The sequence below is a fragment of the Paenibacillus sp. PK1-4R genome, assembly GCF_030369595.1.
Classification (GTDB): Bacteria; Bacillota; Bacilli; order Paenibacillales; family Paenibacillaceae; genus Paenibacillus.
The window spans coordinates 5,695,037-5,719,602 of record NZ_CP126535.1 but is presented as its reverse complement, the minus strand read 5'-3'; the positions used below and the strand labels follow the sequence as shown (position 1 = coordinate 5,719,602).

General features: G+C 44.6%; 19 protein-coding genes. 14 read left to right on the top strand and 5 right to left on the bottom strand.

Annotated elements, in window-relative coordinates:
* The first annotated feature begins 132 nt into the window (after positions 1 to 132).
* Positions 133 to 657 (top strand): phosphotransferase, encoded by a 525-nt coding sequence (locus tag QNO02_RS24815; RefSeq protein ID WP_289390324.1) that lies wholly within the window; start codon positions 133 to 135, stop codon positions 655 to 657.
* 149 nt (positions 658 to 806) lie between these two features.
* Here the strand turns inward: QNO02_RS24815 and QNO02_RS24810 are convergent, their stop codons facing one another.
* The gene (locus tag QNO02_RS24810) at positions 807 to 1,190 is read right to left on the bottom strand and encodes a RidA family protein (protein WP_289390323.1); all 384 of its coding nucleotides are present in this window, start codon (positions 1,188 to 1,190) and stop codon (positions 807 to 809) included.
* A 105-nt stretch (positions 1,191 to 1,295) separates the two neighbouring features.
* Between QNO02_RS24810 and QNO02_RS24805 the strand changes: the two genes are divergently transcribed.
* The 6 genes from QNO02_RS24805 to QNO02_RS24780 all read left to right on the top strand — a co-directional run bounded on the left by QNO02_RS24805 (position 1,296) and on the right by QNO02_RS24780 (position 7,714).
* Positions 1,296 to 1,634 carry a winged helix-turn-helix transcriptional regulator gene (locus QNO02_RS24805; RefSeq protein ID WP_249912833.1) on the top strand — a complete coding sequence of 113 codons (339 nt, stop codon included), beginning with the start codon at positions 1,296 to 1,298 and terminating at the stop codon, positions 1,632 to 1,634.
* Between the two features lie 661 nt (positions 1,635 to 2,295).
* Complete coding sequence (locus QNO02_RS24800; protein WP_133387023.1) at positions 2,296 to 2,643, top strand: winged helix-turn-helix transcriptional regulator; 348 nt, start codon at positions 2,296 to 2,298, stop codon at positions 2,641 to 2,643.
* A gap of 160 nt (positions 2,644 to 2,803) precedes the next feature.
* Entirely contained in the window at positions 2,804 to 3,148 is a 345-nt protein-coding gene (locus tag QNO02_RS24795) for a putative quinol monooxygenase (protein ID WP_249912834.1), read from the top strand.
* Between the two features lie 313 nt (positions 3,149 to 3,461).
* Positions 3,462 to 4,070, top strand: coding sequence for an NADPH-dependent F420 reductase (locus QNO02_RS24790; protein WP_133387025.1), 609 nt, complete (start codon positions 3,462 to 3,464; stop codon positions 4,068 to 4,070).
* Positions 4,071 to 4,293: 223 nt separating this feature from the next.
* Positions 4,294 to 5,181, top strand: a complete 888-nt coding sequence (locus QNO02_RS24785) for an SDR family oxidoreductase (protein WP_289390322.1) — start codon at positions 4,294 to 4,296, stop codon at positions 5,179 to 5,181.
* Positions 5,182 to 5,845: 664 nt separating this feature from the next.
* Positions 5,846 to 7,714, top strand: a complete 1,869-nt coding sequence (locus QNO02_RS24780; RefSeq protein ID WP_289390321.1) for a DUF4832 domain-containing protein — start codon at positions 5,846 to 5,848, stop codon at positions 7,712 to 7,714.
* A gap of 320 nt (positions 7,715 to 8,034) precedes the next feature.
* Here QNO02_RS24780 and QNO02_RS24775 read toward each other — a convergent pair whose 3' ends face one another.
* Complete coding sequence (locus QNO02_RS24775) at positions 8,035 to 8,478, bottom strand: MarR family winged helix-turn-helix transcriptional regulator (protein ID WP_133387028.1); 444 nt, start codon at positions 8,476 to 8,478, stop codon at positions 8,035 to 8,037.
* 115 nt (positions 8,479 to 8,593) lie between these two features.
* Between QNO02_RS24775 and QNO02_RS24770 the strand changes: the two genes are divergently transcribed.
* Both QNO02_RS24770 and QNO02_RS24765 read left to right on the top strand, forming a co-directional pair.
* Positions 8,594 to 9,346 (top strand): SDR family oxidoreductase, encoded by a 753-nt coding sequence (locus QNO02_RS24770; RefSeq protein ID WP_289390320.1) that lies wholly within the window; start codon positions 8,594 to 8,596, stop codon positions 9,344 to 9,346.
* Positions 9,347 to 9,392: 46 nt separating this feature from the next.
* A complete protein-coding gene (locus QNO02_RS24765) occupies positions 9,393 to 10,223 on the top strand; it encodes an SDR family oxidoreductase (protein ID WP_289390319.1) in 831 nt (276 codons plus the stop codon).
* A 249-nt stretch (positions 10,224 to 10,472) separates the two neighbouring features.
* Here QNO02_RS24765 and QNO02_RS24760 read toward each other — a convergent pair whose 3' ends face one another.
* Entirely contained in the window at positions 10,473 to 12,119 is a 1,647-nt protein-coding gene (locus tag QNO02_RS24760) for an RNA polymerase sigma factor (RefSeq protein ID WP_165980397.1), read from the bottom strand.
* A 705-nt stretch (positions 12,120 to 12,824) separates the two neighbouring features.
* Positions 12,825 to 13,079, bottom strand: coding sequence for a hypothetical protein (locus tag QNO02_RS24755; RefSeq protein WP_289390318.1), 255 nt, complete (start codon positions 13,077 to 13,079; stop codon positions 12,825 to 12,827).
* 394 nt (positions 13,080 to 13,473) lie between these two features.
* Here QNO02_RS24755 and QNO02_RS24750 point away from each other — a divergent pair, with 394 nt between their 5' ends.
* On the top strand, positions 13,474 to 15,051 hold the full coding sequence (locus QNO02_RS24750) for a class I adenylate-forming enzyme family protein (RefSeq protein WP_289390317.1): 1,578 nt from the start codon (positions 13,474 to 13,476) through the stop codon (positions 15,049 to 15,051).
* A gap of 142 nt (positions 15,052 to 15,193) precedes the next feature.
* On the opposite strand, the gene QNO02_RS24745 is transcribed toward QNO02_RS24750, so the two are convergent.
* Positions 15,194 to 18,016 (bottom strand): endo-beta-N-acetylglucosaminidase, encoded by a 2,823-nt coding sequence (locus QNO02_RS24745; protein WP_289390316.1) that lies wholly within the window; start codon positions 18,014 to 18,016, stop codon positions 15,194 to 15,196.
* A 438-nt stretch (positions 18,017 to 18,454) separates the two neighbouring features.
* Between QNO02_RS24745 and QNO02_RS24740 the strand changes: the two genes are divergently transcribed.
* The 4 genes from QNO02_RS24740 to QNO02_RS24725 all read left to right on the top strand — a co-directional run bounded on the left by QNO02_RS24740 (position 18,455) and on the right by QNO02_RS24725 (position 24,561).
* Entirely contained in the window at positions 18,455 to 20,284 is a 1,830-nt protein-coding gene (locus QNO02_RS24740) for a sensor histidine kinase (RefSeq protein ID WP_434060088.1), read from the top strand.
* A gap of 1 nt (position 20,285) precedes the next feature.
* Positions 20,286 to 21,800, top strand: a complete 1,515-nt coding sequence (locus tag QNO02_RS24735) for a response regulator transcription factor (protein ID WP_289390315.1) — start codon at positions 20,286 to 20,288, stop codon at positions 21,798 to 21,800.
* A 281-nt stretch (positions 21,801 to 22,081) separates the two neighbouring features.
* Entirely contained in the window at positions 22,082 to 23,554 is a 1,473-nt protein-coding gene (locus QNO02_RS24730) for an ABC transporter substrate-binding protein (protein WP_036673370.1), read from the top strand.
* A 77-nt stretch (positions 23,555 to 23,631) separates the two neighbouring features.
* Positions 23,632 to 24,561 carry an ABC transporter permease gene (locus tag QNO02_RS24725; protein WP_091037846.1) on the top strand — a complete coding sequence of 310 codons (930 nt, stop codon included), beginning with the start codon at positions 23,632 to 23,634 and terminating at the stop codon, positions 24,559 to 24,561.
* Positions 24,562 to 24,566: the final 5 nt, after the last annotated feature.

Sequence of the window (24,566 nt, the reverse complement as noted above, 5' to 3'; positions counted from 1 at the left end):
GTAAAATCGGATATCCAGAATGTCTAGGCAATTCTATACTTTATGAAAAGTGTGGACGTATAACGGGCCGACTTCATGAATTAGCGAAGCTTTACAACCCTACGATTGCCAAAAGGCACACTTGGGAGTTTAATGAACACCTCTTACGAGCCGAGGATTTACTTGCCGTCAGAACTTCAACCAATCCTTATTGCCCTTGATGAACTTAAAGTAAAATTGGCGAGTCTGCCTGTTAATGCAGATAATTTTGGTTTGATCCACGGAGATATTAATGTGGGAAACTTCACGATCAATGAAGCTGGGGGATTAACTCTCTTTGACTTCGACGAGTGTCAGTACAGTTGGTATGTCGAGGATATTGCTATCCAGCTGTATTACTCGCTATATGTATTCGGAGAAGATTCGAAATTCGAACGAAAGGACCAGTATGAACTTTTCATAAAGCACTTCGAGCTAGGCTATATAGAGGATGGTCGACGAATGCCAGACAACTGGAAGGATTTGTTGAAGCTATTCCTTAGACTTCGCGAAATCATTGTGGTTGTCGGTATGCATCGGAGCTGGGATTTAAGCAAACCAGATGACTGGACCCGCGATTTCTTGCAAGATAGTAGAATGAGGATTACTAAAGGTATCTCGTTGATCGATGAGTTTTGAACGACTAAATTGAGGATACTCATTGAGCTAACGAGAAACAATAGCTGAATATGATAAAACTGCAGCCGAGCAATGGATCGACTGCAGTTTCTTTAAGTTAACAGCAATATACTACTATTTTTAGTGAAACATACAAAACGGTAATAGACTTAGTTTGTGTGTGCAACAGCGCTAATTTCGATCAGCTGCTCAGGTGAAGCCAAATAGGTCACACCGATACAGCTGCCCGCGGGCCGGTGTTGTCCCATGTATTCCCTAAACAACTTGATACATGGCCCTATATGCTTTTGTGCGTTTGTCAAATAAATCTCCACATAAGCGAGGTTCGATTTTGTAATATCAAATTCCGCCAACACGCGATCGAGATTTTCCAGCGTTTGCAGGGTTTGTGCTTCAATATCGCCCTCACCAACGAAGGTGCCCTCCGAATTGTGGGAAAATTGTCCCGAAATGTAGATGGTTCCGTTGACGCTGTAGCCTTGAGATATGCCGTGATCCCATAGATTGTGATTATAAGTTTTGACAGTAGTCATTTTTTTCTCTCCTTTATTTCAAAGTAAGGCTAGTATAAAATGAGTACTTATAAAAAAATAGTACGCACTTTAATGATAGGTACTATCAGAAAGGATAGTGGAAATATGAGCATGGCTGAATATCAGGGGAAAGTTAAAAATATTCAGGATACACCTTTTGGGTATACATTGTCAGTTATTGGTGGGAAATGGAAAATGGTTATTATGTATCTTTTGGCAGAAAATCAACCGGTTCGCTTTAATGATCTAAAAAGACAGGTCGGAGCGATTACTTTCAAAACACTGAGTTCACAACTTAAAGAATTGGAAGCGGACGGTATGGTAATACGGAGAGAGTATCCTCAAGTTCCTCCTAAAGTCGAGTACAGTCTTACAGATAAAGCGGGAACACTATTACCGGTCTTAGAAGGGTTTTGCGAGTGGGGAGCAAAAAATCAACCCTAGAGATCTTGGCTTACAAAAAAACGGTTTGAAAATAGGATCGTTGCATAGAGAACGGTACGCTAACATAGAAACGATAACTCAATATAATCAAGAAACCAGCCGATCAACATTACAGTGCCCTTAAAGTTAAACCAATATTTCTTTGCACTTTGGTGGGCATGAGCTCGGTATTGTACCGGGCCCATGCCTTTTAATTTTGACTTCATAATGCCAAAGAATTTGTCGATTACTGCAGCTCGAAATCTAGCTTAGCTCCGAAGATTTGGCCCCAATTGAAGATGTCAGCCCTAAACATGTAGTCCATGGGACACGTTACATAAAAGAAGAAATGTCAAAGCTTAACGGATAGTCAACACATAGGAGTTATATATAAGAATGTATAAGAGCTGGAGCAAGCCCCTGACTGAACTGGATTTACCCATTCCTAGTTAGGGTACGCGGTAGCTCTTTTTTTTCGCACTTGAATCTTGAAAAAGGATAAACAACTCAGGCATTTTGAGCAATTATTTCCGGTTAGTTCAATTGTCTTGAAAATTATCTGATTTAAACAGACCATGTAATAGCATTGATAAAAACAGACAGAATATATGGCAAGGGAGGTGGATTTAATCAACACATGTACTATAATAATGGAAATTAAATAAGGGATGGTGTTTCTCAATTGAAAACTTTTTATTGTGATCTGGAAATAACCTTAGATGTCATTGGCGGAAAGTGGAGACCTCTTATACTGTATTACTTAATAAAAGGTCCTAAACGGACCGGTGAATTGAAAAGGCTCATACCATCAATTTCTCAGAAAATGTTAGTACAGTCATTGCGGGAGTTGGAGAGTAATAATTTGATTATAAGAAAAATGTACAATCAGGTACCACCAAAAGTGGAATATGCAATATCAGAAATGGGTATGTCACTTGAACCCACTTTGCGAGCTCTTTGTGATTGGGGTCAGGATTATGCAGAGAAGACATGGAACAAGGATGAATATCGGAGATTAAATGTAGAATAGAGTAATTTAAAAAATCAATTTATTCTGCATTTCATCACAATTATCACTTTTTGGTTACTATATAACCAAAAAGTACGTACTATTTTAAAAGTGATACATAGTACATAATGAGACTTGTGACCATGAAGAAATTAAAAAAATTAATAAGAGGAGTGTTCGAATGATGTCAACGAATAACAGTCAAATAATTCTCAATATACGTTTTAAAATTAAGCCTGGTAAGAAAGAAGCTTTCCGTGAAAGTCTATTTGCAATGATTAGCAACTTCAAGAGTGAACCTACCTTTGTCAATGCAATCGTCTCCGATGATCTTGATCATTCTGATGATCTTGTCATCTATGAGATCTGGCAGGGTACAAGAGAAAGTTGGATTCAACACGAACTTAATAAACCTTATCGTGCTGAGTATGAAGGTGCACTTACCAACCTAATTGATGATAGAATCGTAAGCTGGCTTGAACCAGTCGGTGAATGGGGAAGTACACTGACGAATGTAAGACGGTAAGTTTTTTAAAGGTAAGGATTATCACTTGCAATCCATTCTGCAGCCTCCAAATTCGAATTTTACAAATAATCTCTGAATATTTCACCGTGAAACAACAGTCACTTGATCTACTGCCAAACTTAATCAAAGGAAGATGTTCTCGCTAGCTTCACGATAAAAGATGATGTGGATGATATGATAAAAAAGGCACAGGAAGTTAATAACCTTTTTTTTTGGTCATAATGTAACTGATATTGTTACATTATGACCAACTTACCTTCATTGGAGAATAAGATGAGAATGTTAAACAAATAAATTTTCATGGAGGTGCCTAATGAAATTTGGCTTTATTGGTGCTGGAATAGTTGCTCAAACGCTGGCGAAGCATCTCTTGCTTCACGGTCATGAAGTTGTTCTCAGTAATAGCCGTGGTCCCGAAACGCTCTCAGACCTGGTAAGCTCGCTCGGTACTGGCGCAAAAGCTGGAACACCTATAGAAGCAGCTGAGCAGGACTTTGTAATTTTGAGCGTAATGTGGCCGCAAATGCCTACTGCTTTGTCCATGGTTCCTGACTGGACAGGCCGTGTTCTTATTGATGCTACCAATCGCTTTGAAAATATGGAACCTTTAGTCGGTGAATTATCAGGAAAGAATTCGAGTGAAATCGTAGCCCAATATGCTCCGGGTGCTCGGGTAATCAAAGCTTTTAACAGTGTTCCGATGGAATGGATTAAGGATTACACGGAAGAGAAGCCGAAGACTGTCCTATTCATGTCCGGTGACGACATCCAAACCAAACAAGTCTTGCAAGAAATTTGGGAGAACATTGGTTTTGCCTGTATTGATCTTGGCTCCTTAAGCCAGGGCGGTCTGCTGCAGCAAATAGGAGGTCCTCTTGCTGGATTGAATTTAAATCTGTTGGAGAGATACAGTGTACGATAACGCTATTCTAGGCAGTAGGTGCCAGCAGCTGTGTGAACCAAATCTTATTGATTGAAATGTTTCGTAATTTGTGGACATTTACCGACTTCCATATTCATGCACCCTCTAACGTTAAGGGCTTTCAGTCAATCATATAGTCATAAAACTGGTCAACGATTCGAAGTCCTTATTGGTTTCTAGTATAAAATTTAAGCATTAATAAAAGTACAAAGGGGTTATTCATATGGGGAAAATACTTATTACTGGTGCAACAGGTAATCTCGGCAGCAGGACACTAGAGCTTCTTCTGAAAAAAGTTCCGTCAAATCAGATCGCTGTATTGGTACGTGATCCGGAATCCGAAAAAATAAAAAAGTTTGTTAAAGAAGGTATAGAAGCTCACAAGGGCGACTATTTTGATTATAACTCACTTCTGCGGGCTTTTAATGGTGTTGAAAAAGTAATGCTTATTTCCGCGCAAGCATTTACCGACCGCAATACGCAACATTTCAATGTCATCGCAGCTGCAAAACAGGCTGGTGTCAAACAAGTGATTTTTACGTCGATCATACGAAGAGAAAATTCAAATCTTATTGTGCCCGAAGTATCGATGTCAGACTTATTTGCTGAACAAACGCTTAAAGCATCCGGATTAGACTATACTATTTTGCGGAATCCACCGTATCTTGAAGTCATGCATTCGTATTTCGGAGATGCGCTTAAAGTCGGCGTGCGAGTACCCGCGGGTTCCGGTAAAGTAGCCGCTGCATCTCTGGACGATTTGGCGGCAGCCAACGTAGCCGTTCTCACTCAAAACGGGCACGAAAATAAGTCATATACTTTAAGTGGCAGCGAGGGAAGCTCTTTTGCAGACATCGCTGAAGCTCTCTCGGAGATTAATGAGATGAATATCCCTTATGAGGCAATTAGCGAAAAAGAATATATAGACACTATGGTAGCGAATGGTTTACCTGTTCTTATGACTGATTTCTTATTAGGTTGGGTGCGAGGAATCAACACTGGAGAATTCTCGGAGACGTCTGGAGATCTTGAACGTCTGATTGGCCGAAAACCAATAACGTATAAAGAATTCTTTAAAATCAAATCGCCGTTTTCTAAAATTGAAGATTGAAAGCTTCTATGATCCTCAAGAGGTTTTTGATGTGAAGTTCAATACTTTTGACTACAAGATCGCCAGAGGCGATATATTGGTCAGAGTTAAAAGGAGCGCCTTACCAGCTAATCGCCGCAAAGTACTCCGAACCTTCAATAAAGCCCTAAACGCGGTGGTCCGAACTATTGAATATAAGATACTTCGAAAATGATGTAGCTTTTGTGAACAGATAAATTTGTAGCCGCTAATTCATAAATATGTGGGTTAGCGGTTGTTTGCTATGACGGATTGTAGTGTGAAGTATAAATAAGGGCACATGGTCGGATTCGTGTAGAGTGAAGTCACCATAACACACCTTTCACACAAGGAGAATCCACCATGAGCTACACACATCTTAGCTTAGCCATCTTGGAGTAACTTACTGGGCTGGTGAGGTGAAAACAAGATCACAAAATGAAAAAGATTGTTTCATTTAGGTTGTTAATTGTTGAGAAACAACCGATTCAGAGAAATACGGATACATAATGTAAGACTTATGTTTGTTGATGCAAACTTAATTTAACACTAGAAAAAGAAACTTTATATCAGATATTAGGAGTATTCATTAATGAAGAGAAAATCACTTAAATCAATGGCCATGTTATTAACTCTTGGGTTATTAATAGGAGGACCATTAGCGGTAATGTTTCCTAAAACGTCCGCAGCAGCTGGTATGATCACCGTTAATCTAACTGAAACGCAAGAGGCTTTCAAGAATCCTTTTAAGGGGTTTAGACCTACACGGTTTATGAATGACACTAAATTTCCGAGTCATGAATACGGAACTGTTTTTAAGCACTATATCAAATACACGGACTTGGAAAATGCATCATCGGACTCTGTTCAGAAAATCATGGATTGGAGCAATGCAGCCTGGGAAGGCATTGAAAGTCAGAATAAAAAAGTTATTCCTCGTGTTCTCATCGTATATCCGAACGAAGGAGAGTTTTGGCCCCCTGGGGTTCCTAGTGGTGACTTGGCTACACGTTGGACAACAAATATATTGAAAGATCGTCTCGTTGCATTTATTCAAAAGCTTGGTCAAGCTTGGGATAACGATCCCCGTGTTGCTTATGTGGAGCTGGGATTGTGGGGTAATTGGGGAGAACATCATATTTACCCGGATCAACTTGCCGATGAGACCGATCGGATTCCGCTTAGCTTCCAGACAGCTTTAGGCGACGCTGCCGAGCAAGCTTTTCAAAACAAGAAAGTTCAAGTGCGTTATCCCGATACGTTCCAGAATTATGATTTCGGACTTCTGTGGGACTCATTCGCATTAATTGATGATCTGGAAGGTGGTGAAGGCATTGTTGCTAGAGATAACTGGAGAACGCAAGTCAACGGCGGCGAGGTTGCTTATGATTGGGGACAGAAACATATCCAGCCTGGCGATTCTCCGGATGATACTTTAAGCGATATAAAGCATCTGAATTATGTTATCGATTGGATCAAAAAGACGCATACGACCAGTCTAGGGTGGATTGACCTGTACGATGCCCAAAATCCCGCTGTCTCTCAGGGAGCTGCACTGATGCAGAAGGAACTCGGATATCGATTCGTCATCAATCAAGCGACATTTTCCGAGAACGTTCAGCCAGGTAAGAAAATGAAAGTATCTTTTCAAGTTGTAAACAAGGGTTCTTCCCCGTTCTATTATAACTGGCCCGTTGAAGTCAGCTTGCTGAGGAGCGATCGCACAGTTGCTTGGAAGGGCATTTTCAACAATGTGGATATTCGGAATTGGATGCCAGGTGACGATTGGAACAGCTCTACGCGTCAATATGATCAGACGCCTTCGGATCAGCAAGTTTCCGGGGAATTTGATATCCCTTCCAACCTGCCAGCGGGTACTTACACCTTGGCGCTGTCCATTCTTGATCCTTACGGCAATCGTCCGAGTGCAAGATTTGCCAATGCAAATTATTATACCGGCGGCAGGACACCGCTTGGAAAAGTGGGCATTGGCATGGATCCTGCTAACCAGAACATCGGGCCTTTCGACAGCTTGAAGTCTGAAAATACACTTTCGTATAGCTTAACTCAAACTCCATATGACGGCGGTTATAGTAGCGGAAGTAGCGGTTTAGTCCTAGATGAATTTAACGACTTAATGAGCTGGCCGGGAAGCAATGGTATTAACAAATGGACGGGAGCAAACGGGTTCGTAAACGATGCAGGTGTCATTGAATCCGGGGCGTTGAAGCTTCAGTATAACAATAACGGATGGTTTGGCTCTGATATTAAGCAAAACATAGGGGATTATTCAAAAATGGTAATTAGAATCAGAGGTGAACACGGCGGTGAACAACATCATATGCAGCTCTCGATCGGCGGAGCGTCCCAAACACTGGCAGCTTTCAGCGGGGATAAGATAACAACCAGTTTTAAAGAAGTTGCGATTGATTTGGCAGCAAAGGGGATAGATCGCAGCAGCCCAGGACAACTGACGATGACTTTCTGGCATGGTGGCAAAAGTACAATCTGGATAGATGAGATTCGATTCGAATGAATAGCTAATCATTAGTCTTATTACAACCATACCATGTTTTCCCCTTTGCCACTAGAATACTTGAGTTGGGAATTTTCTTTGATTGATCTCATTTCAAAAATGGGTATAACTTCATACAATTCATTTGAAATTCAAATGATTTCTAACACAATAGATATATACTCACTAAAAAAACACTGAATATTCGTTCTGATTTTTTTAAATATTCAAAAAAAGGAAAAGAAATGGATAGGTAATCAGCATACAGCTGAATTCCTATCCATTCTTCATTTCATGGTATTAAACGTGGTCCCAATGGCGGGACTTTATACCATAGTAAGCTAAGACCCTGCGTTTGTCCTTTCCGCCAACTTAGTAATCAACTCAATATCTTGTTCGGTTAATTGCTCAAAAAAATGTTTGCGAATTGCCTTGGAGAGGAAGGGACGGGCATCATCTAACATTGATTTTCCAGAAGAAGTGATACTGACTTGTACTCCGCGATCGTTGTCTAATGGTTTCCTCATCACTAGTCCTCGTTTTTCCATACGCTTCAAGTGATGAGATAACCTACTTTTATCCCAGGCCATAGAGTCGGCTAATTCCTGTTGGCGAAGGCTACCGTCGCCAAAAAGGACTAATCGGTCCAATACTCCAAAATCACCCTCTGACAGTCCTGAGTGATCGGACATATCTTTGACAACACGACCGAAGATGCTCTGAAAGGAACCTTTCCACATATGCCATATTCGCATTTCTTCTTCGTTAAGTTCGTTTTTATCCATAGGTGCATAATAACATGGTTGACGCGTCAACTTCAATGTGCTAAATTTGATCTATGGTTGACACGTCAACTTAAGTCGCGTTGCCCACCAATCGCAAAAAAAGGAGATTATAACTATGCAAAATAAACCCGTCGCTCTGGTCACTGGGGCTAACAAAGGTATCGGCCTTCAAATTGCGAAGGACCTCACGGAACACGGATTCACCGTGCTCGTCGGATCTCGTAGCATCGAGAATGGAGAAACTGCCTCAAATAGCATCGGTTCAAATGCACACGCTCTCCAGCTCGACGTTGCAGATGAGAGCTCTATCGCTGCAGCAGCAGAACGTATTCGGAACGAATTCGGACGTCTCGATGTACTTGTGAACAATGCGGGGATCTCGCACGCAGGCAGATCGGGTGATCCGTTTCCGAACGGGGGCGCGGCGAGTGGTCTTTTGACCGTTGCTTCACTTGATGATATTCGTACAGTTTATGAGACTAATGTTTTTGGTGTTATTGCTGTCACGCAGGCGATGTTGCCACTTTTGCGGGAGGCCCCGGCAGCACGTATCGTAAATATGGGCAGTACCGGCGGCTCCCTTAGCTGGAACTCTATTCCGGAAAACTCGCATCGTGCGATGTTTGGTGCCTATTCGGCATCCAAATCGGCTGTTCATGCGGTGACACTTGCCTTTGCATTTGCGCTTGAATCCACTAACATCAAGGTCAATGCGGCATGTCCAGGCTTCACATCGACTGCGCTTAATAATTTTGCTGGTACTCGTAGTGTGGAACAAGGGGCGCGTGAGGCGGTTCGGCTTGCCATGATTGGAGCAGACGGTCCAACAGGAACATTTTCAGATGAGGATGGACCCATTGCGTGGTAATTATCGTTTATACAATTATATATAGTAGCTTAAGGGGGATTTCATAATGCGTGTTTTCGTAACAGGAGCAACAGGTTATATCGGTTCCGCTGTCATCCGCGAACTCATTGATGCCGGTCATCAGGTCACCGGTCTTGTGCGCTCAGACAATAGCGCTGCGAAACTAAAAGAGGCTGGGGCCGAAGTTCACCGTGGTGACATCGAGGATCTCGACAGCCTTCGTAGTGGCGTGGCTGCTGCGGAAGGCGTCATTCATCTGGCATTCAACCACGACTTCTCGAACTTCGCTGGAGCACTCACAACAGATCTGCATGCCGTAGAAGCGATGGGAGCAGCACTTGAAGGATCTGGTAAACCCTTCGTAATCACTACGCACGCAAATGGAGCTGCAGCAGAGAACGTAGTGTTATCGCTGGCAGAGCGCGGAGTGCGGACATCGATTGTAGAGCTTTGTCCGTCAGTACACGGAGCGGGTGATACAGGATTTGTACCAAGACTAATCAATATTGCCAAAACAAAGGGCTTTTCAGCTTATATAGAAGAGGGGAACAATCGGTGGCCAGCTGTGCACCGCCTTGATGCCGCACATTTATACCGACTTGCGTTAGAAGAGGCACCCGCCGGTGCAAGACTGGATGGTGTCGCAGATGAAGGTGTGCCATTCCGCGACATCGCGAGTGTTATAGGTAAGCAACTGAACGTACCTGTAGTCAGTATTTCACGTGAAGAGGCAGAGACCCACTTCGGCTTTCTCAGCACACTTTCAATGCTTGATATCCCGAGATCAAGCATTGCAACTCAGGAACTTCTGGGATGGCGCCCTGTACAACCCGCACTGATTCCCGACCTCGAACAATCGCACTACTTCAACAGCTAATTAAAATGCTCCCGTACCTTTTAGCCACAGGTACGGGAGCATTTTTCATTTAATAGACAATAACCCACTTTAATGTACAGGAGGGAAAATGATCTCCGTAAAACTGAAAGAGGGACGGGCGGAGTTAGGTTGGGAGGGGGCCACGTTGAAATAGCGATGTCCTAATCACTTCGTTGGACAGACAGAGTTTTGTGTAAAAATGGCCACCGCCCGGGAACGGCTATTCTTCGTATACATTTCCGAACCGACTTACTTGACCGGCCCCATCCAGGTTGAAATCGTCTTCTGCTGGTGCGGCAACGGCGGTTTCAACTTACCGTTATCGATCAAATGCTTCAAAATATAAGCGACAAGCCGGCCTCCGCCGGTGTTGCCTCTCACCATGTAAGCAAGCTGCGGCTCCAAATGCTTCGGCTGATTTTGCAGGAACAGGTTGAGCATTTTGTCGTAGAGCTTGCCGACAGCAGGCGCATACAGAGCGGACAAATCCGGCATTGCCTTGTTCAACCGATCCAACGTTTGCTTAGAGTCGATCCAAACCGCATTGAACTTGTACCCCTCCTCCGTCTTGCGGATGTAGCCCTTCTCCAGCAGGAACGAATATTGCTCGGCGTTCTCTTCGTTGTCGGGCAGTTCCCCTTGTTGGAACGCATGACAAATCTCGACATTCCGGTATTCCAGGAAACGCCAATCCATCTGGCGGTCGCTCCAGTAAGTATTGAATTGCCACAAGTATAAGGGAGTGTCTTCGACGTAGCGGAGCGACGGACCGAAGGTGACGTAACTACTCAAATCAAAACCCGGATCGGAACTGTGGCTCTGGTTTAACGCCGCATAGGCAATATACTGACCTCCGTCCTTTCGCATTGGTGCGACCGCATCGAAGTTTTCGCCCGCCGGCATGCTCCGCCATGATTGCTCCTCGACGTTCTTGGGCAGCAAGGTCCAGAGCAGGAAGTTATAGTCGCCGTCCGGAACGTACACTCCGCTATCCTCGACTTGCCGGCGAACTTCCATTAACGCGTCGAAATGAACATCGGCCACTTCGGCGGCGCAATCTTGCCAGTATTGATGACCGGCTACGGCCAACTCGAAGAGGTCCCAGACGATGGTATTGCTTTGATATTTGCCGGGAGAGGTTTGGATGAGAAAATTGTAATCGGCCAGGTGCCGGACTTCGCCTTCCAGTAAAGACGGCGGCATTCCTAGCTCCTCCGCGATTTGATGTACGGTACGCGCCTTGTGATAAGCCGCGTAAACGATATTTTGCGCCAAGGCGCGTCCAAGAAAATCGTTGGTTTCGCCCAGACTGCCGGCCGAACCGGAATGGCCCATTTCCCCCATGCTGACCGGATTGACACTTAAAGTTCCTGTTGCACGCATACGTTTCATCCCTTTCCGTAACTTCTTTTTAGCCTCGCTCAAATGCCACTTCACCGTGTTGACAGGAATGTTCAGAGCAATCGCGATATCGCCGATTTTAAGCTCGTCGTAGTAATGCATGACTACGATCCGGCGATGGATGTCGGATAGAAACGCGACTTCTCGGCGCAGTTCGCGGTAAGCTTCGGTTACCAGCAGCCGGTCAAGCGGCTCCCGGGAAGGGGCGGCAGACAGTTCGGACATGCCGTTGATTTCAATCGCTTGGGGAGCGTGCGCACGCTTTTTCAACCAATTCACCCAAGTGTATCGGGCAACCGTCCAGACGTAAGCGTCAAGGCTTCTAATGTCCCGCACCCCAGAGAAGGATTTCAACAACTGCAGCATAATCTCCTGAGCCAGATCCTCCGCCTCGGCCCGCTGCTTGACCCGGTTTAACGCAAAACCGAAAATCGGTTTGACATAGCTCCGAATCGCTTCCGCCGCTTCTTTTCCGTTTTTACCAATTGAGTCCATTTTTTGCCTCCATAGTTGCATCTGTAATTCCTGACAATTATATAGTGTGCCAGGCGAAATAAAGGTTGGGATTATTTCAAAAAAAAATTGGACGTCCTACCGGATCGCTCATATATGTATAATTATTACAAACATCATGAGTAGATTATTTGAATGGTTAAAAAGACGTTATGAATTTTTTGTTAAGTATATTGGAAAAGAATTAAACAAGTTGAAGATTACTTTAGATGTAAAGGCCTCACTTTTAGTATATAAAGATACTTCTTTTCGGTTCAACTATGGGAGGATACAAACTAGGAGCACGAGCCAAAGTTCTTCTTCGGGGACTTGGGGTACTCCTTCGTTCCGTAGTTTACCAGGAGTGGTCTCGATTAATTATTCAAATGCATAATTGAGGTTCATTAAACTAACGGATGACAATAGGGATCGTTGCAAAAATGCTAACGATCCTTTTTGGTAACCTTTAGGGAAGGTATGTACTCCAGAAAATATGGACAAAAAAGCCCTAAAGGGCTACTTCCATAATTGTCATAATAAACTTTTCCTAGCACTCTCACTGGAAAAAAATTATATCCTTTAACTTTCCCTTGTAGGAGTATGGGTAGCAACTTTCCATTTACCTTCCTCATAGGTTAATGTTATTTTTGCAGAGAGCGACCCCTCATTGGCACGATACTTACTGACCTCTATGGCAATGTTATTATCTTATTGCTTCTCCTGCTTTTCAATTTTCAGTAAAATCCCTTTAAGCGTGTTTTCAGACTGTTCAGAAAGTCCTTCTTCAATCAATTCTTCATAGGTTAGGTTATAAATTTTTACGTTATATTTGCTGTGAAGGTAATCCCCAATGCTTTTCTTATCAGAATCCTTTAATGGAATTCCTTTATCGAAATCCAATGAGACATACTCCATGTTTTCATTAAGAGCCGTATCTGTTGAAATTAACTCCTCCAACGCCACACGATAAGGTTCACCTAGTTCATTCTGCTGACTAGAGCCAGTAACACCACGCGCGCAAGCTGATAGTAAAAATAACGCTACAACATTGAGTATAAAATAAATTGTCTTTACTCTTATGACAATTCCCTCCTTGGTACTCGTTACCTAAATAAACGTAATGATAACCAGAAATGTTGTATTTCAGTTTAAAAAGCAGCGTAATTAGGGCTACCTAATTAAGTTAGCAAGTAGGGTAAATGGCAGGATCGTCTGTTGGCTGAACTGTAATATTAGGAGAATTTATGGTTTTAATAGGGGATAATGATTACTTATTATTCCAGATATATGCTACTCTCATCTTATTCCATAGTTTTCTTAACGGAAAAATGGAAATTTAAATGTTGGGGGTCATTGCTTGCTTCTATCCGAACGATTGCCGATTGCAGCAAGTCTGTACCCTGAGGAACCTGCGTTAATGCGACATGGCCAAACAATGAGTTATGGGGAGCTTTACGGTCTGGTTGAAAGACTCAGCCATGGCCTGTATGTTGAAGGTCTCCGGGCAGGCGATCGCTTTGCCCTTTTAGGTGATCCAGATCCCCAGCTCGTTGTTGCGTTTTATGCAGCAGTTGGGATCGGCGCTATACCGCTCGTGCCGTCTCCTATGCTAACAGTGCCTGAACTCGCTGCGATATTTCAGGATGCAAAACCACATATGGTTATTCATGATGACCAACATGTTGACGCAGCTATTGCCGCGGTAAAGCTTCTTGGGTATTGTCCAAAACTGTTCACGACAGACGAAGAAGGGACGAATAGCAGTTCGCTCGCTGCTCTTTTACAGCAGGAACCCGCGTCCTATCCAAAAGATCATTTCAATCGAAGTGTAGACGATACGGCAGTCCTGATTTATACGGGCGGGACAACTGGTCGGCCAAAAGGGGTCATGCATTCGCATCGTGGTATGGCTGCTTGGAATCAACTTACGCCTTCTGCAGGCTTCGGTCATGATCTCAAGCGTCGTGTGTTAGTGCTCAACTTATCCCATCTGGTGGGTCAGTTCCAGCTGTGGGCGACCATGGCTGCCGGAGGCTGTCTTGTATTTCTAGACGAATACCCAGCGGATGTACACCGCATTATGGAAGCCGTTGAACGTGATCAGATTACACAACTCAGCACAGTAGGCCAACTGCTTCGTGATTTTACCCGCGAGGCATCCGTAGGAGGTAGAAACTTGAAGAGTCTATCGCTTATTGGCTGCGGAGGGTCCATCATTTCCCCGGTTACACTACAGGAGGTCGTATCGCAATTTCCTGAAGTTATCATTGTGAATAACTACTCACAAGCGGAATGTGGAATGTCCATAAGCCGCCTTTTTCCTGCTCAGCATATGGAGGATCCTCATCACCTTCGATCCGTAGGTCGTCCTGCTGATCTGGCTGCCCAGGGTGAGCAGGCCTTCGAAGTTCGGATATTAGATACGGACGGATGTGAGATAATGACGGGCGAGGCTGGAGAAATCGTTGTTCGAGGTGCACAGACCATGCTGGGGTATTGGCGCCAGTTGGAGGCTACCGCCGAGACCATGCCCGATGGCTGGATTCGAACTGGGGATGTCGGTTGTCTGGATGTCGAAGGTTATCTTTATGTGTTTGATCGCTTGAAGGATATGGTTATTGTGGGCGGCTCCAATGTGTTCTGTGCCGAAGTGGAGCATGTTATTGTGACCCATGAGGCGATAAGCGAGGCGGCCGTAATCGGACATCCTCTTCCTGAAGAAGGAGAGGAACTCGTCGCTTTCATAGTGTTACGGGACGGTGAAAGTTTGGATCTGACACAGGTGCGGGCGTTCTGTGAGCCACACCTTGCTCCGTACAAATGGCCGACTAAACTGTTCATTGTGGATACTTTGCCGAGAACAGCCGTGGATAAAATAGACAAAAAGCAGTTGCGCAAGCATCTGTCCTCAATTTCATCCGAAGGACTATGCTAACTGAAAATGCTGTTTAATAACTGTTGGGTAGAATATTTATTGTTAGATCAACAAGAACAGCCCTTCAACTTCCTTTTGGAAGTGAAGGGCTGTTTGTTTTCATTACTGTTATGCTGGTGTACACAAAAAATACTTTGTAGTATTATCTCAAAATCGTACTGGCCTGATTGCCCGCATAATCCTCAATGACCAGCTTCAAAGAGCTGCTGCTGGACACAGGTGTGAAGGTCAGTTCACTCAGCTTTGTTCTTCCCCGAATGATATACGGGAATTTCTGCGAAACGTAAGTGACTCCGAACTCGCGTGGCACCCCATTTTCATATACATAGATCTTGTACCAGTCTTCCAGATCGGGCAGGGCAAGTGTATATTTTCCATCTTTTACCGTGACCTTTTCCTTGGCGTATGGTGTAATCTGAAGATCTGCGAGCTGTCCGGTATGGGTAACCGGATTCTGCCCGCCAATAGCGATGTTCAGCACGTAATGCTCACCGTTGATCGGAAGTCCGGTCAGGACGGCAGATTGTTTTCCTTTTTTGACCTGAAGCGACTTGGTGAAGGGTTCTTTTGTATATTCTGTTTCTAGTGTGAGCTGAATAGACTCGTTGCCTTTTCCTTTGTCTTTATTTTTATCCTTGTCCTTATCCGTATTCTTATCTTTGCCTTTGCCCGAATCATTCACTTTCTTCGGGTTTTTCCAGCTTACGATGGCATCGCCATTCTTTTTGAATTTCACATCAATATCCTGAACGGCTGCATTCAGATCGTAGGGCAGGACGGTTGCTTCACTTTCGGTACCATCTGCACCAACAGCACGTATGGACAGTTCACCAGAAGGCTGTTTTAGCGATTTGATATAAAAAGTAGAATCATACACGCCACCAACATAGGCACCATTTTCATATAAATTGTATTGTTTGACCTCTGAATAGTCCTTCATGTCCCATGCGACAACCAATTCATTGGTGTTGGTCAGTGCTTTGGCAATATGGAATCCGGTAGGTGCATCCGGTACAGCCGCTGAACCGTCGGAAATGCGGATCCCGCCAATATTCATCTGGTAATTCTCTATTGCCTCGCCATTCGGGTCAAAGGATAATCCCATAGCGGCAATGGTTTTTCCTTGATAGGCGCTCAAATCCAGCGAAGTTGTCTTCCAACCTGTAGTATGCTGGCCTGACTGAGGCACTTCCACATTGACCACGTTGGATGGATCATCTTCGAAGATCAACCCAACATGCAGGGAGGAAGCGTCACTAGTCGACGGTTTGTTATACGTCAGCTCCAGTTTGGATTGTCCGTTGACGGACAGGTCGGTTTTGTACAGACGCAGGAAGTTCTCCGAGTTCAGTGTACCGTTCACCACGAGAGAGCTACCGCCATTGAACGCGCCAATGGAGTCATAGTTGTACCTTGCGCCTTTCTCATAAGATGGACCGTAGTCAAAATCAACACTGAGCTTGTCGCCTTCGCTATCCATCCACCATTGCCAAGTGACAGGGATATCCTGAATGTTGATATTTGACCATTCTTTATCGTTCGAGACAGCGCCGTCTTCATAATATTTCAGACCGTGGCCCGTATTGAAGCTGGTCGCAAAATTAGAGCCGTTGATGACGGAACGTTCGGTAAGATATGCAGCGATTCCATCCCAATTTGCACCGGAAGCATACACATCGGACAGATCGGCAGACGCATTACGACGTGCATCCGTAGGGTCCTGATTTGGACCAGACCACCACGCACGATCACGTACAAAGGTCATCCATTGGTACTCATCCTCAGCTCGATGATTGGTACTGCCATCGCCCATCTCTTCATCCAGGGCGTTGTGGGTGAAATCGGCACCCAATGTCGCGATACTATTCATGGGCTGACCGTTCTCATCCAGGTTATGACGCAGGTCGTAGGACTGCTTCCAGCGGCCGAATTTGTCATGTCCACCTTCGACACCAGCAAATACGGTTTCCAGTGGATCCAGTCCCAAGCTAAGGGCATGATCACGGGAATCGCGGAGCATCTTGTGGTTCCATACATAGTTCAGGAAGATGGAATCCGAGACTCTGCCGAGAACGGAATCTTGTACAAAGGGGCTGTTAAGCCCATTGAATTGGTTCTGGTATTGAATTTTGCCTGTTGTATTGATGGTGGAATCATACCACTGAACGTACAGGCCTTTATCTCTTAGATATTTCATGAATTTCTTGTAGGAAGCGATATCCTCAGGGGCTACACCCCGGGCAACCTCTTCCTGATTGAAGAAATATCCATCGTAGTTGTAGTATTCTGCCATCTCGGCCAGTTTCTCGGCCACAGGGAAATTACCGTTTTCATCCTGGATCAGCATTTGTTTATAGGTTTGAGGCCCACGGTCATTGTCCGAGAAAAAGATGTTAGCAATGGACTTAACGCCATTTTTGTGGGCTGCATTGGTGTAGGCCGGATTCGGAATGTTCAAGATACCAAACTCAAAGTATTTCTCCGTCCACTCTTTACTCGGGTCATACAGCTCCTCAGGTACTCCCGCAGAGGCCATGCCGTGCCAATAGCTGTAGTAGTCTGTATATTGCCAATAATTAAACAGATACTGGCTGAATTCATTGGTATAAGGTGTGCTATCGAAGAATGCATTGCCGTAATCACCACTCATTGTGAACAGTTGGGTGTCCGGGCTGAGCTCAGGATATGCCTGTGTGGCAGCGAACGCTTCATTACGGGGCTGCAAGGGAACATGGGCACGAAGCAGGTCACCATGGATATCACTTTCCGGTGTCCAGTTCAGAATCTGGGCCGAGGTGTACCCGTGTTGATAGGGCTGATTCACCCCTTTGGCACTTTCACCGGTGTAAGGGAGCGTGTCTCCGGCATAAACGGATGATGCAACAACTTGTCCAAGCAGAGCCGTAGTAAGGACCATGGCGGTTACCTTGGGAATGATGCCTTTTGCTTTGAGTTTGCGTGTCATGCTGTTCCTCCTTCAAGTGGAATGAATGTAAGGTATTCTTTTACACAAAGCTAAACTTATGGTTAACGATAGTGGATGAAAGCGTTTTTAAATAGGGTGAAATTAAAGAATCGCTAGTACAAACTAAAGAAAAGTTCCAGGTGACAAGTTAATGTCAGAAGCCTGATGATATAATTCTATATAGTTAAACTAATCATTTACACGAAAAAGGAGAGGACAGAAAAAACTGGAAAAGCGAAGCGTTCGCCTAAAAGCTTTCTGAAAGAAAGCTGCATCGGAAGCATACGCTATCACCGGATTTTCCCTTGGGAGAAGAGAATCAAAGAAATCTGGGGATAACAGCGATTGGAAGGTTATTCTGTCATCGTAGTGTCAGTGTTAATAATCTTTAGTTCTACTTATATAGTCAGGAATACAGCATCGGAGGGAACATGCGACTTGAAAATTGTTAGCGTTTACAATAATTTCTTTAAAAATAATATGTTTATGAAAATGCTCCTGATTTTCTCGATGATATCCATTGTCACGATCATTACATTGTCTTATATCATCTTCCTGTCAGTGTCCGACTCCACGATTCGCCGGGAACTGGCGATCCAGAAAGCGGCGATGGAACATGTGGATCGATACATTCATCAGCAGTATGAATCGGTACAGAATATGGTGAGGGATATGCATCAGAATGAGGCACTGTCCGCCAACATTACTTATCTGATGAATCATTCGTACGCTGAATATGTTCAGCACATGACCAATGGATATTATGCTAATCAGGATGACTATTCGGCCGATGTGTTAAAACATTTTCAGAACATTATGGATCGTAATTCGCAGATTAACCAACTCATGTTGTATAGCGCTGAGCAGCAGGATCTGTCTACCTTTAATCAACATAAGCAGTTCCGCAAGCTGGACGCCAATGTGGCTCATTCCTATATTCCGGACGTGATGGCGATGGAAACGCCCAATATCAGTGCACCCAATTACTGGATTCGCAAAGAGATTAATCAATGGGACCCTGCGCTCTACTCCATCCGCGTACCAATTAACAATACACAGACTCTTCGGAATCAGGGCCAATTTCTTGTCTTCTTTGACTCGGAGGGAATCGGTAACGCGCTGGATAACTACGAGAGTAACCTCAAGGGAGAAATCGTGGTGTTATCGGCGAAAGGGACAGTGTTATTTGACTCCAACAATCATTATTACGGGAAGAAGTATCCCTACGTGAATGTGGCCGATTCCCTGTTTGATCAGACGGATATGGATTCGATGAAAAAGGAGCAGAACATGTATGTGAACAAGTTTGTCTCCGCGGATCAGGGTTATGTGGTCATTGGCACCGTTCCGGTAGAAGAGATGGCTGAAACCTATGCGGGCATTCGCAATACCATCATCTCGATCAGTATTGTGTGTATTTTATTTGCTGTGCTGGTTCCGGCGTTTTTCATTATTAACTTTGCCAAACGAACCCGTCGAATTATCCGCTTTACGCAGAAAGTGAAATACGGCAACTTGACGGCTCGCATCGACGATCCGCGAGATGATGAACTGGGGCAGATCTCCCATAGCTTCAACGACATGCTGGATGAGCTGAATCTGTATATTGAACGAGTCTACAAAGCCGAGATCAAACAGAAGGAGACCGAGCTGGTCGCATTACAGGCGCGCATCAACCCTCATTTTCTCTACAATACGCTTGAAGTGATTCGGATGAGGGCGATATCCCAGGGGGCGAGAGATGTTGGCGAGATGATCTATAGTTTATCCGTATTGTTCAAGAGCCTGGTACAGCAGAAGAAAAATTATACGCTGAAGGATGAGATGGAAGCTTGTCGCTTGTATCTGGAGTTATTCCGAATCCGCTACAAGGATATTTTCATATATACGATCCAGATCGATGCTGCTTATTATCAACACCCTGTGGTGAAACTTTCGCTGCAACCCATCATTGAGAATTATGTCGTACATGGCATTCAGACAGAACGTTCGGATAACCGATTATCAATTGTTGTGGAAGAAACAGATGATGTGGTGCAAGTGGAAGTCAGAGATAATGGCAAAGGCATTGATCCAGCACGCCTGACGGAAATCCTTGAAGAACTGGAACGTCCTGAAGAGTCTGGTCAGATGTTCGGGCTGCGCAGTGTCCATAGTCGATTGCGCTTCCTGTATGGGCCAGAGTTCGGTATCACCATAGAGAGCACCCTCGGAGAAGGAACACGGATCAGGGTGCGTTATCCACATACAGAAGGGACAGGTGTTTAACATGTACAAGGTGTTTATTGTGGACGATGAGCCATTCATCATTGAAGGTTTATACGATATTGTGGATTGGTCTTCATTTGATATGGAAATTGTGAGCCATGCAGGTAATGGGCAAGCAGCTTTACAAGCGCTCTCTTCTCAGCCTGTGGACATTCTGATCACAGATATATCCATGCCACTCATGAATGGTCTCGATCTGATTCGGGAAGCAAGGCGAGTGCAGCCTGAGATTAAGGTCATTATCCTGAGTGGTTTCAATGAGTTCGAATATCTGAAGGAAGGTATGCAGCTGGGGATCGAAAATTATCTGCTCAAACCGATTAATGTGGAGGAACTGGAATCCACGCTGAGCAACACCGCGTCCAAGCTGGATCATACGGTATCACCTCAAGCCGATGATGCGTATGGCATCCAGATTCTGAAAGATAACATTCTTCATCGATGGCTTACGGGACAGATTGCAGCTACCGAATTTGAAGAACGTGCCCAGTTTATGAACCTTTCGTTGGATGCACCGGACGTTGCTGTGGCCATTCTACGTGACAAAGGGCAAGTACCCGGCATGTTTGAACGTGTAGAAGAGATGCTTAGAGACAAACGCCATCTGAACGTATTTCATGATATCGATGGAGACATCGTCATTATTGCCAATATTCAGGGTACGAGTGACGAGGAACAGAAGTTGATGGATGGCCTGCAGGCATTATCTGATGAGATAACCGTAACCCATCCGGCGGTGCGCATTGGAGCAGGCAGAATGATGAAAGGGCTGTACCATGCGCCGACCAGTTATGCCGAGGCCAAAAAAGCACTCCAGTATGTGATGATCTATCCCGACCTTAAAGTCATCGACCATGGCATACTGGAAAGGTGCGGAAGTTCAACAGCGACCTTTTTCATTGATTGGAGGGAATACGCCAAAATCATTCTGTCCCGCAATACAGAACAACTTGCCGACCGGATTCGTATGGATTTTGAACAGCATCGCGATGGGCTTACGCCTGGGGAGTTACAGAATACCGCACTGGAAGTTGTGATTCGCTTCAAAATGGAACTGGAGAGCATCAAACACTCGGATGAGTCTGCCATATACCAACAAGGGCTTCAACTTGTACTGGACAGTGGTACTTTTGATGAACTCGTGCTGGCGCTTCAGCAGGTTGGGTCCCAGACGATCCAATCCCTATTGCAGGATTTGAAGAATCCAATTGTAAACCAAGTGCTTCAGCATATCGACAAACACTACGCAGAAGAGCTTTCCCTGAAGCTGCTGGGTGCCCACTATCATCTGCATCCGGTGTATTTGGGACAATTGTTCCATAAGGAGACGGGGGAGACGTTTGCCGAATATATCAACAAATACCGGATTGAACGTGCGAAGGAGCAACTACGTAATTCCAATCTGAAGGTACATGAGATCGCCCGAAATGTGGGGTATTGGGAGACGGGGTATTTCTATAAACAGTTCCGCAAATATGTGGGGATTTCACCGACTGATTTCAAGGTGTTTGGTTAATTCGGTGACGGGTAGATCCAACTATGCGGACAGAGAGCCAAGAGACATATCGGGAACAGGAATGGCATGGATGAAAATCATGGCATACGTTACCCGGCATGTCTCTTTCATGTAAGCGATTTATTTAAACAGGTACAAAATAGTTGTCCAAGGATGATTTCTCTTTAATTTGTACCTCGAAAACTTAAGTTTATCTTCTTTTTGTAAATGCTTTCATTCGATAAGGTTAAAGCAGTTAGTAAGTAGAGCCTAAGGGAACACGAAAAGGGAGGATCAAAGAAATGAGTAAACAAAGAAAACGCTTCTCACTCGTTCTTGCATTGTTAATGGCCGTTACACTTGTTCTTAGTGCCTGTGGAGGAAGCAAAGATGCTTCGGAATCCGGGGGGGCTGGAGATGACGCGGTAGAGTTGATCTGGTATACCATCGGTACCCCTCAGAAAGACGTCAACAAAGTGATGGAAGAAGTGAGCAAGTATACCAAAGAGAAAATTAATGCCACGGTAACAATGAAGATGGTTGACTGGGGTGACTACCCGCAGAAGATGCAGGTTAACGTAGCATCCGGTGAGCCAATGGACATTCTGTTCACTTCTTCTGGTGGATTTGATTATGTACAAAATGCCAGAAAAGGTGCATTCCTTGAACTGGATGACCTGCTTGCTGAATACGGTCAGGATCTTACCAAGACCATTGATCCTGCATTCCTCAGCGGTTCCAAGGTAGACGGACACAATTACGGAATTCCAGCCAACAAAGAGCTGCCTCAACAAGAGGTATGGCGCTTTAACCAAATGCTGGTTGATAAATACAAGCTGGACATCTCTGGCGTTCGTACGTTAGACAGTCTGGAGCCTTTACTGAAAACGATCAAGGAAAACGAGGCGAGTGTAACACCATTTGCCATGGATAAAAACTACGTTCCTTACGTGCCATATGATTATGTCATTCAGAATCTGCCAATGGCAATCAAGCTGGATACAACAGACTATAAGCTTGTAAACATACTGGAAACGCCTGAAATGAAAGAAGCACTAACCACGATGCACAAGTACTACAAAGCCGGTTATGTATCGGCAGAAGCGGCAACAACAGGTTCCACGAACGACCTGACAACATCGGGCAACTGGTTCCTGGATCGTGCACAGACTCAACCGCTCGCGGACAATCAATGGTCTGCAAGTTACGGTTATCAAGTTGTTTCAACACCTGCAAGTGAAGCAATTATAACGAATACATCTGTACAAGGCTCCATTATGGCGATCTCTGCCAACTCGGAATATCCGGAGAAAGCGATGGAGTTCCTGAACCTGCTGAATACAGATCCTGTGCTGCGTAATATGGTGGATTCCGGTATCGAGGGCACACACTACAAAAAAGTGGATGACACGCATATGGAAAATCTGCCTGAATCGAAAAACTACGATATGCCTTCATACTCCCTTGGGAACAACATGCTGCTCTATCTGAACAGCAATGACCCGGATAACAAATGGGATGAGTTCAAGAAGTTCAACGCTGAAGGTGTCAATTCCCCGATCCTCAGCTTTAACTTTGATGCAAGCAATGTATCTGCCGAACTAACGGCGGTACAGAACGTGAAAGAGCAATATTGGGCAGCACTGATGACAGGTACACTGGACCCGGCAGCCAATCTGGATCAAGTGATTGAGAAGTTCAATCAAGCCGGACTGGAGAAAGTAATGGCTGAAGCCCAAAGCCAACTGGATGCCTGGAGAGCGGAAAACAAGTAACGATACATCGTAAGGATCGGGCGGCTGATTATCGCGTCCGGTCCTTTTTCATTCAAGCCTGAAGGAGGATCTCCACAATGACTACATTTTTGAAAAACCTGATTAGAAACCGAGTCATGTTGCTCATGGTACTGCCAGGCGCCATCTGGTTCTTCTTCTTCTCCTACTTGCCACTCGTGGGCACCGTGGCTGCCTTTAAGGAATATCGATTCAGCCGCGAAGGGTTCTGGGCAAGTCTGATGAAGAGTGAATGGGTAGGCTGGGACAATTTCAAATTCCTGTTCAGCACAAGTGACGCATGGCTCATTACACGCAACACGCTCTTTTATAACATCGCCATTATCTTCCTGGGACTGGTATTTGCTGTGGCATTGGCAATCCTGCTCTCGGAACTAGTGAATAAACGACTCGCCAAACTGTATCAAACCGGTATGTTTCTGCCGTATTTTCTATCCTGGGTTATTGTTGGTTACTTCGCATTCAGCTTCTTGAGCATGGACCGCGGGATGTTGAATCAGATTATCGGCTGGTTTGGGATGGAACCAATTCAGTGGTACTCCGAGGCGAAATATTGGCCGTATATTCTGGTATTCGTAGCGTTATGGAAAACCATCGGTTATAGCAGCGTTGTCTATCTGGCTTCCATTCTGGGGATTGATAAATCACTGTATGAAGCAGCCATGATTGATGGAGCAAGCAAATGGCAGCAGATTCGCAACATTACGATTCCGCTGCTGTCGCCGATCATCACGATTATGACCTTGCTGGCCGTAGGCCGCATTTTCTATGCCGACTTTGGACTGTTCTATCAGGTGCCAAGGGATTCGGGTACGCTTTATTCCGTGACAAATGTTATTGATACGTATGTATATCGTGGTTTGAAAACTAGTGGTGAGATCGGCATGAGTACAGCAGCGGGATTGTATCAATCCGTAGTGGGCTTTGTTCTTGTTATTATCTCCAACTATGTTGTTCGCAAAATCGATAAAGATAGCAGCCTATTCTAGGACAG

What these genes read in the sequence shown, in the direction of transcription:
- QNO02_RS24815 (WP_289390324.1), top strand. Translation starts at nt 133, where the DNA reads ATGAACACCTCTTACGAGCCGAGGATTTACTTGCCGTCAGAACTTCAA.
- QNO02_RS24810 (WP_289390323.1), bottom strand. Translation starts at nt 1,190, where the DNA reads ATGACTACTGTCAAAACTTATAATCACAATCTATGGGATCACGGCATA.
- QNO02_RS24805 (WP_249912833.1), top strand. Translation starts at nt 1,296, where the DNA reads ATGAGCATGGCTGAATATCAGGGGAAAGTTAAAAATATTCAGGATACA.
- QNO02_RS24795 (WP_249912834.1), top strand. Translation starts at nt 2,804, where the DNA reads ATGATGTCAACGAATAACAGTCAAATAATTCTCAATATACGTTTTAAA.
- QNO02_RS24790 (WP_133387025.1), top strand. Translation starts at nt 3,462, where the DNA reads ATGAAATTTGGCTTTATTGGTGCTGGAATAGTTGCTCAAACGCTGGCG.
- QNO02_RS24785 (WP_289390322.1), top strand. Translation starts at nt 4,294, where the DNA reads ATGGGGAAAATACTTATTACTGGTGCAACAGGTAATCTCGGCAGCAGG.
- QNO02_RS24780 (WP_289390321.1), top strand. Translation starts at nt 5,846, where the DNA reads ATGTTTCCTAAAACGTCCGCAGCAGCTGGTATGATCACCGTTAATCTA.
- QNO02_RS24775 (WP_133387028.1), bottom strand. Translation starts at nt 8,478, where the DNA reads ATGGATAAAAACGAACTTAACGAAGAAGAAATGCGAATATGGCATATG.
- QNO02_RS24770 (WP_289390320.1), top strand. Translation starts at nt 8,594, where the DNA reads ATGCAAAATAAACCCGTCGCTCTGGTCACTGGGGCTAACAAAGGTATC.
- QNO02_RS24765 (WP_289390319.1), top strand. Translation starts at nt 9,393, where the DNA reads ATGCGTGTTTTCGTAACAGGAGCAACAGGTTATATCGGTTCCGCTGTC.
- QNO02_RS24760 (WP_165980397.1), bottom strand. Translation starts at nt 12,119, where the DNA reads ATGGACTCAATTGGTAAAAACGGAAAAGAAGCGGCGGAAGCGATTCGG.
- QNO02_RS24745 (WP_289390316.1), bottom strand. Translation starts at nt 18,016, where the DNA reads ATGACACGCAAACTCAAAGCAAAAGGCATCATTCCCAAGGTAACCGCC.
- QNO02_RS24735 (WP_289390315.1), top strand. Translation starts at nt 20,286, where the DNA reads ATGTACAAGGTGTTTATTGTGGACGATGAGCCATTCATCATTGAAGGT.
- QNO02_RS24730 (WP_036673370.1), top strand. Translation starts at nt 22,082, where the DNA reads ATGAGTAAACAAAGAAAACGCTTCTCACTCGTTCTTGCATTGTTAATG.
- QNO02_RS24725 (WP_091037846.1), top strand. Translation starts at nt 23,632, where the DNA reads ATGACTACATTTTTGAAAAACCTGATTAGAAACCGAGTCATGTTGCTC.